Annotated in this window: 11 protein-coding genes and 4 tRNA genes; 7 read left to right on the plus strand and 8 right to left on the minus strand. The window is 54.0% G+C overall.

Going from position 1 to position 16,679, the window contains the following annotated elements:
• Positions 1–51: 51 nt before the first annotated feature.
• On the minus strand, positions 52–747 hold the full coding sequence (locus MUU47_RS10000) for a phosphohydrolase (protein ID WP_258988055.1): 696 nt from the start codon (positions 745–747) through the stop codon (positions 52–54).
• A gap of 482 nt (positions 748–1,229) precedes the next feature.
• Here MUU47_RS10000 and ompC point away from each other — a divergent pair, with 482 nt between their 5' ends.
• Both ompC and MUU47_RS10010 read left to right on the plus strand, forming a co-directional pair.
• Positions 1,230–2,390: a porin OmpC gene (gene ompC / locus MUU47_RS10005; RefSeq protein ID WP_258988056.1), complete on the plus strand. Its 1,161-nt coding sequence runs from the start codon at positions 1,230–1,232 to the stop codon at positions 2,388–2,390.
• 251 nt (positions 2,391–2,641) lie between these two features.
• Positions 2,642–4,831: a glycoside hydrolase gene (locus MUU47_RS10010; protein WP_258988057.1), complete on the plus strand. Its 2,190-nt coding sequence runs from the start codon at positions 2,642–2,644 to the stop codon at positions 4,829–4,831.
• Between the two features lie 207 nt (positions 4,832–5,038).
• Here MUU47_RS10010 and MUU47_RS10015 read toward each other — a convergent pair.
• Positions 5,039–5,128: transfer RNA gene (locus MUU47_RS10015), tRNA-Ser, on the minus strand.
• A 92-nt stretch (positions 5,129–5,220) separates the two neighbouring features.
• Here MUU47_RS10015 and mtfA point away from each other — a divergent pair.
• Both mtfA and MUU47_RS10025 read left to right on the plus strand, forming a co-directional pair.
• The gene (gene mtfA / locus MUU47_RS10020; protein WP_258988058.1) at positions 5,221–6,018 is read left to right on the plus strand and encodes a DgsA anti-repressor MtfA; all 798 of its coding nucleotides are present in this window, start codon (positions 5,221–5,223) and stop codon (positions 6,016–6,018) included.
• A gap of 100 nt (positions 6,019–6,118) precedes the next feature.
• A tRNA-Asn gene (locus MUU47_RS10025) sits at positions 6,119–6,194 on the plus strand.
• Positions 6,195–6,239: 45 nt separating this feature from the next.
• Here the strand turns inward: MUU47_RS10025 and cbl are convergent.
• Together cbl and nac are read right to left on the minus strand one after the other, a co-directional pair.
• Positions 6,240–7,190, minus strand: a complete 951-nt coding sequence (gene cbl / locus MUU47_RS10030; RefSeq protein ID WP_258988059.1) for an HTH-type transcriptional regulator Cbl — start codon at positions 7,188–7,190, stop codon at positions 6,240–6,242.
• Between the two features lie 102 nt (positions 7,191–7,292).
• Positions 7,293–8,210, minus strand: coding sequence for a nitrogen assimilation transcriptional regulator NAC (gene nac / locus MUU47_RS10035; RefSeq protein WP_258988060.1), 918 nt, complete (start codon positions 8,208–8,210; stop codon positions 7,293–7,295).
• Positions 8,211–8,541: 331 nt separating this feature from the next.
• On the opposite strand from nac, the gene MUU47_RS10040 reads away from it, so the two are divergent.
• Positions 8,542–8,617, plus strand: a tRNA-Asn gene (locus MUU47_RS10040).
• 148 nt (positions 8,618–8,765) lie between these two features.
• Here MUU47_RS10040 and MUU47_RS10045 read toward each other — a convergent pair.
• Positions 8,766–9,620 (minus strand): 5'-methylthioadenosine/S-adenosylhomocysteine nucleosidase, encoded by an 855-nt coding sequence (locus tag MUU47_RS10045; protein ID WP_258988062.1) that lies wholly within the window; start codon positions 9,618–9,620, stop codon positions 8,766–8,768.
• A gap of 227 nt (positions 9,621–9,847) precedes the next feature.
• Here MUU47_RS10045 and MUU47_RS10050 point away from each other — a divergent pair, with 227 nt between their 5' ends.
• The gene (locus tag MUU47_RS10050; protein ID WP_258988182.1) at positions 9,848–11,302 is read left to right on the plus strand and encodes an AMP nucleosidase; all 1,455 of its coding nucleotides are present in this window, start codon (positions 9,848–9,850) and stop codon (positions 11,300–11,302) included.
• Between the two features lie 17 nt (positions 11,303–11,319).
• Positions 11,320–13,086, plus strand: a complete 1,767-nt coding sequence (locus tag MUU47_RS10055) for an aminopeptidase P family protein (RefSeq protein WP_258988064.1) — start codon at positions 11,320–11,322, stop codon at positions 13,084–13,086.
• Between the two features lie 135 nt (positions 13,087–13,221).
• Here MUU47_RS10055 and MUU47_RS10060 read toward each other — a convergent pair.
• The 3 genes from MUU47_RS10060 to MUU47_RS10070 form a co-directional block, all read right to left on the minus strand.
• Positions 13,222–13,297, minus strand: a tRNA-Asn gene (locus tag MUU47_RS10060).
• Positions 13,298–13,401: 104 nt separating this feature from the next.
• A complete protein-coding gene (locus MUU47_RS10065) occupies positions 13,402–14,790 on the minus strand; it encodes an APC family permease (RefSeq protein ID WP_258988065.1) in 1,389 nt (462 codons plus the stop codon).
• A gap of 387 nt (positions 14,791–15,177) precedes the next feature.
• Positions 15,178–16,596, minus strand: a complete 1,419-nt coding sequence (locus MUU47_RS10070; RefSeq protein WP_258988066.1) for a glutamine synthetase family protein — start codon at positions 16,594–16,596, stop codon at positions 15,178–15,180.
• Between the last annotated feature and the right edge of the window lie 83 nt (positions 16,597–16,679).

Raw genomic sequence — 16,679 nt, forward strand, 5'->3', positions numbered from 1 at the left:
AACCGGGACAGACCATTTTCGCTGAGAGTAACACAATTTCCACGGGTGAACTCAGGCGTGCGGCGCAAAACGCGTCAGAATATCCTCATCATATTCCAGATAGTCACCCTGCAACTCTGCGCTGATTTTGGCCATAAACTGCACCAAATAGCGGGCATTGTGCACGGCCAGGGCTTTACCCTGCTCAGTTTGCATGGTGGCCGGGAGTCGAAGGAGTTTGTTCTGAAAATGATCGAGGGCGTATCGCTGATCATTAAGCGGACGGGAATCAGCAAACGGATCGTCGGCGTTGAACAGGGAAACATTTAAGCGGCCCGCCACGGTAAACACCCGCGCCAGACCAATAGCCCCCAGCGATTCCAGCCTGTCGGCATCCTGTACAATTTTGGCTTCGCGCGTGGTTGGCATGATGTTGGCGCTGTGACTGTGCGCTTCAATCGCATGCGCCACAGCAGGATAGAGAGATTCGGGGAAATCAGGGAAATCGTCGCGCAGGATGGTCAACGTTTTTTGCGCCGCCATTATCGACGAACGACTGCGTTGCGGATGATTTTTCGGCAGGCTGACGATGTCATGAAAATAACAGGCCGTCAGGATGACGCGCTCATTGACCTTTTCGCCCTCAGACAAGCGTTGAGAGGTGGCCCAGACACGGCGAAAATGCGAAATATCATGGGCAGCGTCGTCATTATCGTGATGCTGGATCAGCCAGTTTTCAAAGCGTTGTTGCCAGGATTGCACTGTCATTACTCCCTCATTCTTCAGCAATGGAGGTGTGAGGATAGCAGTTCTGCAAATAGTCTGCTTTCACACTTTATTTTTCTGCCCCTCTATGAAAATATCCCCTGCCTTTTGTTGTTTTTACACTGCACTCACTTTTATTATCGTTAATAATGACCTGACAAAATATTTTGTCAGGTTTTTTTTGCTTTTTTCGATAAGCACAACGATTAGTTAAAATACACTCATTGATTTGGTGAATCATATTTAAAGCAATCACTAAAAGAGTGATAAAAAATCATAAAAAACAATGAATAACCATCATGAATAACAACCGGATATTTCATTAAGATAATATATGCAAACGCACACAGAAACCATTGAAGTTGATTTTAATAATTTACTTACGCCTTTTATTTAAATTAAACTGAACTCAGTAGCGATTATCATTTTGAAGCCTGGATAGCGCTGCTTTCATTCATAAAATAAACCATTCAAAGGAATGTATAATGAAAAGAAATGTATTGGCAATTCTCGTGCCGGCCTTACTGTTGGCTGGCGCAGCAAATGCGGCTGAGATTTATAATAAAGACGGTAATAAACTGGATTTATACGGCAAAGTTGATGCCCGTCATCAGTTCTCAGACAATGCAGGCGACGATGGCGATGCGACCTACGTGCAAGTAGGTTTCAAAGGTGAGACCCAGATTACGAATGATCTCATTGGATTTGGCCAGTGGGAATACAAAATGATGGCCAACAACACGGAAGATAACGGTGGCAATACTGCGTGGACGCGTCTGGCGTATGCCGGTCTGAAATTCGGCGACTACGGATCCTTCGATTACGGCCGTAACTACGGCGTAGTGTACGATGTGGAAGCCTGGGCCGATATGCTGCCGGTATTCGGTGGCGACTCCTACTCCTGGACCGACAACTATATGGTTGGTCGTGCTAACGGTCTGGCGACTTACCGCAACTCTGACTTCTTCGGTCTGGTCGATGGCTTGAGTTTCGCCCTGCAGTATCAGGGCACTAACGAAGACACCAATGCAAACGAAGATCAGGAAGGTACCAATAACGGTCGTGATGTTCGCTTCCAGAATGGCGACGGCTACGGTCTTTCCACTGTCTACGATTTCGGTATGGGTCTGAGCGTAGGCGCCGCCTACTCCTCCTCTGACCGTACCAACAAGCAGGAAGGTGCAGGTGCCGGCAACAATCGTTACAGCAAATATGCCGGTGGCGAAGAAGCCCAGGCGTGGACCATCGGTGGCAAATACGACGCCCACCAGGTTTATCTGGCGATGATGTACTCCGAAACCCTGAACATGACGCCATACGGTGATGAAGGCATCGCGAACAAAACGCAGAACTTTGAAGCCGTGGCGCAGTATCAGTTCGACTTCGGCCTGCGTCCGTCCTTAGCGTGGGTCTATTCAAAAGGTGTTGATCTTGGCGGTAATATCACCGGCAATGGCAATATTGATTACGTTGACCAGGATCTGGTGAACTACATCGATGTGGGCGCGTATTACTACTTCAACAAAAACTTCACCACCTACGTTGATTACAAAATCAACCTGCTGGATGGCGATGACGATTTCTACAACGACAACGGGATTTCTACCGATGACGTTGTTGGCGTTGGCATGATTTACCAGTTCTAACTGATGTCCTCCCTAATCAGGCCCGCCGTGAGCGGGCTTTTTTGTGCCTGCATTTCAGAAAACAAGGTCGGAAATCACCACGCAGGATCACATTAACAGCATATTATCTTGTTATAAAATGCGTAATCCATAATAATATCGGTGTTTTTCATCTTTACCGTGCTAACACACTGGAGGTATGGCACCGACGACATTCCACCTCCCCCCATTACAACAATCACTATTCCTCTATTTCCGCCAGTGAGATCCTTATGAAAAAGCGCCGGGGCAGTTTGATTTTTTTTGCAACGTTATTGCATCTCTCGCCTGTATCCGCCGTCCTGTTACAACAGGGTGACGTAAAATTCACTATCGATCCGGCCACGCTGCAAATCAGCGCTGACGCCGTGGTCGTAAACAACCCTCAACCGACGCAAAAAGTCAGCGAACTCCAGGCATCCTCCGCGCAGGCAAACTGGCGCTGGCCGGATCGCAACATTCAGATTACGGCCAAACCAGACGGCCCGGATCTGTACCTGACTATCCGCAGCGATCGGCCGCAGGCCGTCAACTGGTTTAGCCTGCCGCCTCACTTCAGCACTCTGCAGCTGCCGATCGGCGAAGGCAGCCGCATCCCGCTGGATAATGTCCAGTGGCTGACGTATCTGACCACCGCCCTTTCCACTGTCGACACTAATTTCGATTTGAAACTGCCGTTCTGGGGTCTGGAGCAACAAGGAATGACCTACAGCTGGCTGCAATTGACCCCCTTCAGCAATCAAATTTCTTTTACGATGACGGGTAATCAATTAGCGATGCAGAGCTCGCACGCGTTCAATCGCTTTAATCAGCAGCAGTCCTTCGATGTGTTACTGCATGTCGGAACGACGCCGCTGTCGGGTGCCATTCGCTATCGCGAATATCTGCAACAAAGTCATCAGTTCAGTTCGCTGCGCGAGAAAATGGTCACCGCGCCGGAAGGCAAAAAGCTGATTGGCGCGACGCACATTTATTTGTGGGGCAACACGCTGCTGGCTCAGGAAGATGTCAAAAACTGGCCGGGCCTGATTGACTATCTGCGGTCACCTGCGGGCGCGAAAATCTGGCAGAAGATGACAGCTGAAGACAGAAAGGCGATTGAAAAATTACCGGGTCACGCGCCTGGCGACTGGCAAAAACTGTCTCTGACAGACGCCATCAACCGCGCGCTGGTGGCCCTGGCGCCGCTGAATGTTACGCCCGAAAGCCCATCATTTTTGACGGCGCAGCAGCAGCAAGCGGTTAAAGTGCGCCAGCTGGCTCAGCAATTGCTGGGGGACTATCTTGCGCCACCAGAGCAGTGGGGACCCGGCTTGTCTGACCCGGTGATCGCGGCATTGAAGAAAGCAGGTTTAGAACGCCTGTGGCTGGGCACCGATAACTGGACCGTCGATTTCCTGCATCCGCAAGCGGTTGAGCGCGCAAAAGAAGCAGGCTATCTGATCGGGAGTTACGACTCTTATGATACCGGCATTCCGCCGGGCGTGAATGACAGCTGGCTCACCGCGCAGCTACCACATGAAATTACGGAAAAATGCGCCATCGTTCGCGCGGACGGCACCAAATTGCCGGGCTTCGGCGGCGACGGTTACTATCTCAACCCAGGCTGCATATTGCCCTATTCTCAGGCCAGAATGCGTGAGCTGATTCAGCTCAGCGGCTTAAACAGTCTGTTCCTCGACGTGGACGGAACCGGGATGGTTTCGGACGACTACCAGACGGAGCATCCGACGGGGGCGGCTCAAATGGCCGCCGATCGTAACGCGCGCATGGCCTGGTTCAGTAATACCCTCAAATTGCCGTTGGGCTCAGAAGACGGCAATGCGGTAACCGCCCGCCACATTATGTTTGCGCACGGAACGGAAACCTGGGGATTTGGCTGGGGTGACAAGGATATGCGGCAAAACAAAGCGTCGCCTTACTATCTCGGCATCTGGTGGCCGAGCGCGCAACCGGCAACATTTTTCAGCCCGGCGAAGGTAAAACCGCTTTATCGTACCGTGATGTTCGACCCGCGCTATCGCCTGCCGTTGTACCAGGCGGTGTTCCATGATGCGGTGATCGCCACCCACCACTGGACCTATGACAACCTCAAATTCAGCGATGTGAAAACCACGCGCGCGCTGCTGAGCGAGCTGTATAATACGCCGCCGCTTTTCAACCTCAGTCGAAGCACGCTGAAAGAAAGATTACCGGAAGTCATTAAAGCCGATGCCCGTTTCCGCGTATTGCATGAAGCGCTGTGGGATAAAGCGCTGACGGGGTTCCAATGGCTGGATAAAGAGGGCTGGGTGCAGCAAACAACATTTAGCGATGGATCGGTGCTGACCGCGAATTTCAGCGATAAAACCGTCGACGGACTGGCGGCACACACTCTGAAGGCGACGCTTGCCGATGGACGCACGCTGAATTTTGAGCACTAACGAGGACTGAACAAAGGCAGATGTGGTCATCAGACATTTCTGCCTTTTTGCTTTACGCTATGGGCACGACGTAGAGGTGAGTCCGCGAGGACTATACTGGATCAAGAAACAGGTCGACGGGAAGTCAGGATTTTCTCAACAAAATTTCATAGATTGTATCAATGAGATTTTGGTCACTGAAACGAAACGGTGTAAGTGATTGAATAGTGGCGGAGAGAGGGGGATTTGAACCCCCGGTAGAGTTGCCCCTACTCTAGTTTTCGAGACTAGTCCGTTCAGCCGCTCCGGCATCTCTCCGCTGAGTGGTTGCCATGATGCCAGGTTCTTTGGCATTTTAACAGACCCTGTCCCTTCAATTGATATCAAGTGACGAGTTTGCGAGCAAAGCGATGATTAAATGGCCCTGGAAAGCACATGACGCTCCCCTTAGCGAGGATATTCCTTGGGAGCAGGCACTTGCCATTCCTGTCCTGGCGAGTCTTTCACCGGAAGAACAGCTCAGACTCACTCAGCTGGCGGACCGTTTCCTGCAGCATAAACGCCTTGTTCCTTTGCAGGGGCTTGAACTGGACCCACTGCAAACGGCGCGCATCGCGATGCTGTTTTGTCTGCCTGTGCTTTCTCTCGGGATCGAGTGGCTCGACGGTTTCCATGAAGTACTGATTTACCCTGCCCCGTTCGTGGTCGACGACGAGTGGGAAGATGATATTGGCCTGATCCACAGCCAACGCGTGGTGCAGTCTGGGCAAAGCTGGCAACAGGGTCCGATTGTGCTGAACTGGCTGGATATTCAGGATTCATTCGACGCCTCCGGTTTTAACCTTATTGTCCATGAAGTGGCGCATAAGCTTGATGTGCGTAATGGCGATCGCGCCAACGGCGTACCGCCAGTCCCCCTTCGCGAGGTCGCAGGCTGGGAACATGACCTCCATGCGGCGATGAACAACATTCAGGATGAAATTGATCTCGTGGGTGAAAGTGCCGCCAGTATCGATGCGTATGCCGCGACGGACCCTGCTGAATGTTTCGCCGTGCTCTCAGAATACTTCTTCAGCGCACCAGAACTGTTTGCTCCGCGCTTCCCCGCGCTGTGGCAGCGTTTCTGTCATTTTTATCATCAGGATCCGCTCCAGCGAATTCGTGAGAATGGCAGTGATGAAAGCATTAATCTGCGCGTAGTACACTAAAACGGCACATTGCCTTTATTTCATGCAATTGAATCAGGTAGTTAAATTTAGGGTTGACACAAAAAAGGCCGCCCTTTAATATGCGCCTCGTTCACACGATTCCTCTGTAGTTCAGTCGGTAGAACGGCGGACTGTTAATCCGTATGTCACTGGTTCGAGTCCAGTCAGAGGAGCCATATTTAAGAAGCCTGCTCAGGAAACTGAGCGGGCTTTTTGCTTATTTAAATCTGATAATCAATCGCCACTTCTTCCGGCTCCATCACCTGTCGTTTGATCTCCTCGACCGACAAGCCCGCATTGCACAGCTCCAGAAAGCGCCAGACATAGTTGCGCTGGAGCTGACCGCGTTTCAGGCCCAACCAGACCGTGTTGGCATCAAATAAATGGTGAGTGTCCAGCCGGGTCAACCGGCCTGTTTCCTGATTATCGCCAGACTGTTCGGCCACCAGCCCAATTCCCAACCCGAGTTCGACATAAGTTTTGATGACGTCGGAATCCTGCGCGCTCAGCACGATATCCGGCACCAGCCCTTTGCGATTAAACGCTTCGTCGATGCGTGACCGCCCGGTGATGCCCTGGCGATAGGTGATGAGCGGCCAGCGTGCGATGGCTTCCAGCGTCAGCGGGACGGTTTGAGTCAGGGGATGCCCTTCCGGCACCAGCAGGTTGTGATGCCAGCGGAACCACGGGAACGCCGCCAGAGTTGGATCATTGCTCAAACGCTCGCTGGCGATGCCGATATCCGCCCCGCCGTTATGCAGCAGCGCGTCAATTTCCTGCGGCGTGCCCTGAATCAGTTCCAGTCTGACTTCTTTGAATAATTCCCGGAACGCCTTAATAACCGGCGGCAAACTGTATCGCGCCTGGGTATGCGTGGTGGCGATGGTCAGCACGCCGGAAGCGTCATTAGTAAACAGGTCGGCAAGACGACGCACATTGCTCGCCTCGTTAAGGATACGCTCAGCAATGACCAGCAGCGCTTTGCCAGGCTCGGTCATCCCGAGCAGGCGCTTGCCGCGACGGATGAAAATCTCAATACCGAGCTCTTCTTCCAGCTCGCGAATGTGCCGGCTCACGCCGGACTGCGAGGTGTAAAGCATGTTGGCGACTTCGGTCAGGTTGTAATCCTGCCGCGCCGCCTCGCGAATAATTTTGAGTTGCTGGAAATTCACCCTTTCCTCCAGAGGCCTGCAGATATAACGCTATTGTTAGAGTCTGCGCCTCTGGGGAACAAATAATAAAAACCCGCAACTTATGCTTTTAAAGCATAACGCTTAGCTGACCATCAGCAGTTCGCGATTCTCCAGCGAAGGACGGCTGACCAGCGACATCAAAATATCTTTCACCGCATTAGCCTGCGGAGACAGCGACCCGCGGGCCGACATGTTCAGCGACAGCGGTAAACTCATTGACGGCGTGGTGATGCGCGCCATCCAGCCGTTAGCCGCACCGCACAGCGAACGCGCAGCAGACTCCGGCAGCACCGTCACCCCCATTCCGCTGGCAATTGCGGCGGTCAGGGTCGAGAGCGATTCAATTTCGCCGATAATTTTCGCCGTCAGACGACGCAGCGAAAAGGCTTCATCGACCCGCGCCCGCACCGCGCTGTAGTCGCGCGGCAGGAAAAGATTCATCTCAGCAATCGCCGCCAGGTCCACGCTCTGCCCTGGACAATCGCGAGTGCCGACCAGCCACAAATCTTCTTTCAGCAATTGCTGGCTGGTAATCCCGGCCACCGGTGAACGCTCATACAGCACCGCCATATCGAGCTGCCCGCCGAGCAGTTTATCGTTCAGCACGGTGCCGCTGTTTTCATGCAGATACACCGTGACTTCAGGCAATTCGTTACGCACCGCCTGAAGCAGCGGCATGGTAATGGATGATGCGGCGGTGCCCGGGGCGAGCCCAATCGACACCTGGCCGCTCAGGGTCTGACCGATATTACACACCGCCATCTGTGCTTGTTCGCACTGCCGCAAAATTGTCCGCGCATGGGTGTAGAGAATTTTACCGGCTTCTGTCGGCGTCACTCCCCGTTTGGTGCGGATAAGGAGCTGCTGATCCATCTCGCCTTCCAGCGTAGCCACCTGCTGGCTTAATGCGGGTTGAGCGATGTGCAACACCTCAGCAGCCTGAGTCAGGCTACCGATATCGACGATTTTTACGAAGTATTTAAGTCGTCTTAAATTCATTTTGCCTCCAGTTCGGGATGCCAGTGCCAACGCCGGCGATTCAGTAGCCGGAGGTGTTGCAATATGCTTGCCAGTTTTTGACCATCCGGACAAGAAGGCCCAGACAGGCCGCAGAATAAGAGATGCTAATAATTTCGCTGCTTTTAGTAATCCGTTCCCTGATTGCTCTACGCCCCATCAGGGAACGAGGTGCACCAACTCAGTGCGCCCTGTGCTAATTTTCAGCAATTGCGTGTGTTTTGCTGAAATTGTCAGCAATCAAACACAAGGAGTGCATACAAGCTTTGACATGCTGCTCAGGCATCGCTACTATTTGCCCCGTTCAAACGATTCCTCTGTAGTTCAGTCGGTAGAACGGCGGACTGTTAATCCGTATGTCACTGGTTCGAGTCCAGTCAGAGGAGCCATATTTAAGAAGCCCGCTTAAGGAAACTTAAGCGGGCTTTTTGCTTTTATCGAATAGCCTTTCCTGGAGCGGCTTACACACTCTTCAGAGGTTACAGGCGCATCTGTACGCCTGTAACGCGGTAAACGCCCGCCAGCCTCTACAGACGATTATTCAGGCTTTTGGCCCTGAACTTTAGCAATGTAGGCTTTCACCACCTGATAAACATAATCCTGACAGGCCAGCCCCGTTTGCGGGTCATAGGCTCCCTGATTGGTAATGTTGTTCGACAGGATCCGGATCCCCACAAACGGAATGTTAAAGGCCGCGGAAATCTGCGCCGCGGAGGCGGTCTCCATCTCTTCGACGGAAGTCTGATAGTTACTGTGGAATGCGTGGATGCGGTCCAGTTCACTGTTCCACATATCGGCTGACCCGATAACCCCTTCCACGACGTTGCCCTTCTTATAGCTCTCTTTCACGCTTTCCGCCACGGAGAGAAGCTGTGCGTCTGCCGGGAATTTACGGATTGTATGCGGGGTCTTATCCTCACCTGCACTCCCCTTCGAGGCCAATAGATCCATCGGTTTCCATTGTAATGGGTCGCTGCCCTCGCCCATCTGCTTGCGAGGTGTTTTAAACGCCCCCAGGTTAACCGAGTATTTGCCTAATACAATGTCATACACTTTCAGTGCCGGGTCATGCCCGCCAGCGGTTCCCTGGTTAATGATAGCCACCGGGTGAAACTGCGTCGCAGCAATAGCCGTGGCCGCAGAGGCATTAGACATCCCTTTCAGGGTCTCAGAAACCACGACCGGATAACCATCAACCGTCCCGCGCCAGAAGCGCCAACCGCCAATATCCAGCTCTTGTGGATTATCAAGCCGTTGGGCGAAACGCTCTGCTTCGACGGGCATCGCCCCCTGGATAACAATCGGCCCTGTGACACGCTGCTGAGCCAAACTTAACGAAGAGACTGCCATGCAGCACGCTGCCACGGACATCACGATTGTCTTATTATTCATCACCACGACTTCCCTATTAAAAGCAAACGATTACCTTAACTAAAATCAAACCGTTAAGAAATATTTTTTTGCGTCACCACGGGTTCGTTATGGCGGTTTGATATCCCGGGACAACGATATCGTTTTTTAGAATGTCCTCATTCTTCAGTTTTTTCCGCTGGCTTTTGTTTCACATTCCTGTGACATACTATCGGGTAACACCGCAGAGCTGAATGAAGGAGCGAATGATGAATAATAAGGGTGCCGGTCTGACCCCGGAACAAGCGCTGAAACAACTCGATGCGCTCTACAACCAATCGGTGACTGCGCTACGTGAAGCCATTGGCCGCTTTATTAACGCTAACGTTCTGCCCGACAGCGAACAGCGTGCGAAAGGGTTATTTGTTTACCCTGCACTGTCCGTTTCCTGGGATGGCGAAGCGCATAATGCGCTGAAAACCCGCGCCTGGGGCCGTTTTACCCACGCCGGTTGCTACACCACCACCATTACCCAGCCGACATTATTCAGCCCGTATCTCCTGGAACAGCTGACCTCGCTATATCAGGATTACGGCGCGCACATCACCGTCGAGCTGTCGCAGCATGAAATTCCGTATCCTTATGTGATTGACGGCTCCACGCTGACGCTGGATCGCTCGATGAGCGCCGGTCTGACGCGCCATTTCCCGACTACCGATCTGGCGCAGATTGGCGATGAAACTGCCGATGGTCTGTTCCATCCAACGGAACAGTACCCGCTGTCGCATTTTGACGCCCGCCGTGTGGATTTCTCCCTCGCCCGACTGCGCCACTACACCGGCACGCCGGTCGAACATTTCCAGCCGTTCGTCCTGTTCACCAACTACACCCGCTATGTGGATGAGTTTGTCCGCTGGGGATGCAGCCAAATTCTCGATCCGGACAGCCCGTATGTCGCCCTTTCCTGCGCCGGCGGCGTGTGGATCACCGCCGATACCGAAGCGCCGGAAACCGCCGTGTCCGATCTGGCGTGGAAAAAGCACCAGATGCCCGCCTGGCACCTGATTACCAAAGACGGTCAGGGCATTACGCTGATTAACATCGGCGTTGGCCCGGCGAATGCCAAAAACATTTGCGACCACCTGGCGGTACTGCGCCCGGACGTGTGGCTGATGATTGGTCACTGCGGCGGCCTGCGTGAAAGCCAGACCATTGGCGATTACGTACTGGCCCACGCGTATCTGCGTGACGACCACGTGCTCGACGCCGTTCTGCCGCCGGACATTCCGATTCCAAGCATCGCCGAAGTGCAGCGCGCGCTGTATGACGCCACCAAACAGGTCAGCGGCATGCCCGGCGAAGAAGTTAAACACCGTCTGCGTACCGGTACCGTCGTGACCACTGATGACCGTAACTGGGAGCTGCGCTATTCCGCCTCCGCGCTGCGCTTTAACCTCAGCCGCGCCGTGGCGATTGACATGGAAAGCGCCACCATTGCCGCGCAGGGTTACCGTTTCCGTGTGCCGTACGGCACCTTACTGTGCGTGTCGGACAAACCGTTGCACGGCGAGATTAAACTGCCGGGCCAGGCGAACCGCTTCTATGAAGGGGCCATTTCCGAGCATCTGCAGATAGGCATTCGCGCCATCGATCTGCTCCGTGCGGAAGGCGACAAACTGCATTCGCGTAAGCTGCGCACCTTCAACGAACCGCCGTTCCGTTAAAAATCAGGATAATAACAATGCAACCGACATCAACTCTTTCTGCCTTGCGTACTTACCTTCGCACGCATGCGCTGGATGGCATGATTGTGCCACGTGCCGATGCGTGGCAGAGCGAATACGCCGCGCCGCATGATAATAAACTGGCGTGGCTGACAGGTTTTACCGGCTCTGCGGGTGCCGCTCTGGTGCTTCAGGACTGCGCGCTGATTCTGGTGGATGGCCGATATCAGGTCCAGGTCCGCAATGAAGTCGATGTGCAGGCCTGGGAAATCCATCATTTGCATAATGCGCCGCTGGAGACGCATCTGCCCGCCGGAAGCCGCATTGGATTTGATCCGATGTTGATGGTGAACAGCCAGTTTGACGCCCTGAGCGCCACCGGGTGCAAACTCGTGCCGCTGGCTGACGATCCGTTTGCTGCAATCTGGCATGACCGCCCTGCTGCGCCAAATGGTGCCATCCGCGAAATGCCGCTCGGCGTCGCGGGCGAAAGCAGCGACGACAAACGCGCGCGTGTCGCTGCGATTCTGGATACTCACGGCGCGGATTTTCTGGTCGTCACCCAGCCGGACAATATCGCCTGGCTGCTCAACGTTCGCGGGGCGGATATCGCCACTAGCCCGGTGCCACTGTCCTTCCTTTTATTAAGCCGCAACCAGGATGTGGAGTGGTTTGTCGATGCCGGAAAAACGTCCGGTTTACCACAGACTCTGCTCTCCAGCCTGACGCTGTCGCCAATAGACCAACTGGTGCCACGCTGCCAGCAGATTGCTGGCGGGAAGCGCATTCAGCTTGATGCCGACAGTGCGCCGGTTGCGCTGCGTTTTGCCGTAGAACAGTACGGCGGCGAGGTGCACTGGGCCGCAGACCCGATCACGCTTATCAAAGCGACCAAGAACAGTGTCGAGCTGGAAGGTTATCGCGACAGTCACCAAAAAGACGGTGCCGCGTGGGTGAATTTCCTCGCCTGGCTGGCGCACGAAGTTCCGGCGCGTCTGACGGCTGGAAACCCGCTGACGGAGCTGGAAGCGCAGGCCAAACAGCTCACCTTCCGCGAGCAGCAGGAAAACTTTATCGAGTCGAGTTTTGACACGATTTCTGCCGCGGGGGCAAACGCCGCGATGTGCCATTACCACTCCAGCGAAACCACCAACGCCGCGATCACCGCCGACAGCTTCTATCTGAACGATTCTGGCGGTCAGTACCATAACGGCACAACCGATGCCACACGAACCCTGGCATTTGGCCCGTTAGATCCGCAGCGTAAATTACACTACACCGCGGTGCTGAAAGGGTTTTTATCGTTAATCACTTTGCAGTTCCCTGCGGGCAGCTTTGGGCATCAGATCGATGCGTTTGCACGCCGTCATCTGTGGGAGTTGGGGATTGATTTCGATCACGGTACCGGGCACGGCGTCGGGCATCAGTTGCTGATCCACGAAGCGCCGCACCGAATCGCGAAAAAGGTCAACCTGTGGCCGCTGGTAGCGGGCAACATCATGACCATCGAGCCGGGGTATTATCTGGAAGGTGAATACGGGATCCGCATCGAGAATCAGGTGGAGGTGATCGATGGCATGCCGGGATTCTGCCGCTTCGCATCGCTGACGCTTATCCCAATCGACATCAGTCAGGTTGAGCTCAATCTGCTCACCGACCGCGAAAAGCAGTGGCTGGACAATTACCACCAGCAGGTGCGTGAAGTGCTTTCTCCACGCGTCGACAGCGATGCCCGTCCGTGGCTGTTCGCCGCAACGGCTCCGGTTCGGGTGCAGGTAAGTTAAGGCCATCTCAACGCCCGGCGGCGCAGGCTTGCCGGGCCTACGGTTCAGTGCAGCATTTTGAATTTGTCGGCCTGATAAGGGTAAGCGCAAAAAAGCAAAAAGCCCGCTCAGTTTCCTGAGCAGGCTTCTTAAATATGGCTCCTCTGACTGGACTCGAACCAGTGACATACGGATTAACAGTCCGCCGTTCTACCGACTGAACTACAGAGGAATCGTGTGAACGGGGCGCATATTATCGATGCGCCCGCGCCTTGTCAAAGGCTGTTTTTCACAATTTTAATCGTTTGCCGATTTCTTCCACAGACTGGGTAAAAATCACTCCCAGGCCCGCTCCGCTTTTGCTGCATCGAATTGCGGTGGTGGCTTGCGGAAGCGTCCGGTGAGGTACGCCAGATACAGTAAACCGACGCCGGCCCACACCAGACCCAGCGTTAAGGACGTCGCTTCCAGGTTTATCCACAACACGGCGACAGTGGCGGCACCAATCAGCGGCAGGATCAGGTAATTCACCTTATCTTTCCAGGTTTTGTTACGCCCTTCACGACGCCAGAAATGGTTGAACACTGACAGATTTACGAAGGTAAACGCCACCAGCGCACCAAAGTTAATCAACGCCGTCGCAGTCACCAGGTCGAAGAACAGCGCCGACAGCGAAACCACGCCGACCATCAGCACGTTCAGCGCCGGAGTGCGCCATTTCGGATGCACGTAACCGAAGTATTTTTCCGGGAACACATTATCACGGCCCATCACGTACAGCAGGCGCGACACACTCGCATGTGATGCCAGACCAGACGCCAGCGTGTTCACAAAGGTGGTGCAGAGGAAAATCGACTGGAACAGCTTGCCGCCAACGTACAGCGCTATCTCCGGCAGTGCGGCATCCGGGTTCTTGAAGCGGCTGATATCCGGGAAGAACAGCTGCATGAAGAACGACGCCACAATGAAGATTATCCCGCCGTACACCGCCGTCAGGAAAATCGCTTTCGGGATAGTCTTCGCCGCATCCGGGGTTTCTTCAGACAGCGTGGTCACCGCATCAAAACCGAGGAACGAGAAGCAGACTATCGTCGCCCCGGTGATAATCGGGATCAGGTGCGCGTTCTGACTAATGAACGGCTGCAGCGACCAGACGGTACCGACGCCCTCTCCTTTATGCAGCCCTTGCACCACCAGGATGATGAACACCACCATGATGCAAATCTGCACCAGCACGAACAAGGTATTGAAGTTCGCCACCAGGTTGACGCTTTTCAGGTTAGCGGCGGTGAGAATTGCCACAAAGCCGACGACCCAAATCCATGGCGCCACACCGGGGAACAGCGCGGAGAGATAGATTTTCGCCAGCAGGACGTTAATCATTGGCAGGAACAGATAATCCAGCAGCGATGACCAGCCAACCATAAAGCCGACGTGCGGGCTAATGGATTTTTGCGCGTAGGTATACGCGGAGCCCGCCTGCGGGAACTGGCGAACCAGTTTTCCGTAGCTTATCGCAGTAAACAACACACCCGCCAGCGCCAACAAATACGACGCCGGTACATGCCCGTTGCTGATGCCGGAAACAATACCGAAAGTATCAAACACCGACATCGGGGTGAGATAGGCCAGCCCCATCACCACCACCTGCCAGAGTTTTAAAGATTTGCGCAGCTGCGGTTTACCCGCCTGCGACGTGAGTTCGACAGAGGAATTAGTCGCCATGTCGGAGCCCCCCCATGCGCGTCCAGGTTTGCGATAATGTCGTCGTTGTTGCAAACCTGCTTAGCCTGGGGGTGAGTCGTGTCAATAAAGGAGAAAACGTCGGGCAATAACCGGAAGCCGGTCCGTCGTAGTCAATGCGGCAACGGCGTTCACCTTCGCCGTGCGGGTATTTAAACATCTGCATCATCTCATTTCCTCGTCATACAATTTGTCGATTAACTGAAGACCCGTTGCCGCCTGCGCTCCTTTACGCGACGCCGGGAAATGGCAGGTTACCCTGCAAAACGTCCGGCCTGGCTCCGCTCAGACCGTATGATGCTGCTTATTATTTTGCTGTCCGGTATTACATGCTACGCTTACCGGGCCTTCAGGCCGGGAAACGCGCAATCAGGCGTTTTTCAGCATCCACTCAATTTCAGTTTCTGTGATCAGACGCTCAAACTGAATCAACTCGTCGTTCTTGCAGGCATGGTACACATGGCTGAAACGCTCACCCATCAGTTCACGCAGGCTATCGTTCTGCATGAATTCCCACAGCGCATCACTCTGGCGAATCGGGAAAGGCAGACCTTCCTGCTCCAGACCATTGCCCTCCACTTCTTCCTGCAACGGCAACTCATTATCCAGGCCATGCAAAATACCCGCGAGGATTGACGCCATCACCAGATAAGGGTTGGCATCAGCACCCGCTACGCGGTATTCGACACGATGACTGTCACGATCGCCACACGGGATGCGCAGCGCAACGGTACGGTTGTTGTGCCCCCAGGAAGCCTGCGTTGGCACATACATACCCGGCTGGAAACGACGGTAGGAGTTAACGTTCGGCGCTAACAGTGCCATAGATGCAGGCATCAGATCTATCATTCCCGCAAGCGAACGCTTGAGGATGCTCGAATCTTCGCCATCCGCGTCGGCCAGCACGTTTTCGCCTTTACTGTTCAGCATGCTGATATGAATGTGCATCCCGCTACCGGCGTGTTCTTCATACGGTTTTGCCATAAAGGTGGCGTGCATTTTGTGTTTTTCCGCCACGGTACGCACCAGACGTTTCAGCGCCAGCGCATCGTCGCAGGCATCAAGCACGTTATCGGTGTGGTAAAGATTGATTTCGAACTGGCCCGGTGACGCTTCGGCGACTGCGCCATCTGCCGGGATCAGCTGCAATCGCGCTAAATCGTCGATATCGGTCAGCACGTCCGCAAAGTGATTGAGGTTATCAACGGAGTAAACCTGGCTTTGGGTATTACGGTCATCGGTGCCCGGCGCGCAGGGCGGCTGCAGGTAACCTTCATTATCGCGCTGGCGGTCAAGTAAATAGAACTCCAGCTCTACCGCTACCACGGGGAACAGACCGCGCTGGCGCAGCTGCTGCCAGAGTCGATTCAGCACGTTCCGCGGCTCAACGTCAAAGGGAGCGCCATCTTCATCCAGCATGGTCAGCATCATCTGGCCGATAAATTCCGGGTCAGCCGCTGACGGGGTTAAGGTGCCCAGCACCGGCACACAGCTACGGTCCGGTTCGCCCAGCTCTTGTCCAAGACCCGCTTCTTCTACTACGTTGCCGAGGATATCCATCGCAAACACTGACGCCGGGAAATAGCAGCCTTTCTCGATCTTACGCAGGCTGGCGACCGGGATGCGTTTGCCACGGAAGCAACCGTTCAGGTCGGTCAGCAGGACATCAACATATTGGGTATTAGGGTAACGCTCGAGGAAGGTCTTCACTTCACGTGCAAACGCGCTACTTCGTCTCTCTTCGGACTGCTGAACAAAATTCTCAACTTCTACGATATTAGTTTCCATGATTCACCGCCGTTGCTTTGGATGCCGGTCACTGATTTCGACCGTTAAATATAATGTCCACTCATCGACAATGGCGCTAACTA

It is taken from the genome of Scandinavium hiltneri, assembly GCF_024764835.1.
GTDB classification, from domain to species: Bacteria; Pseudomonadota; Gammaproteobacteria; order Enterobacterales; family Enterobacteriaceae; genus Scandinavium; species Scandinavium hiltneri.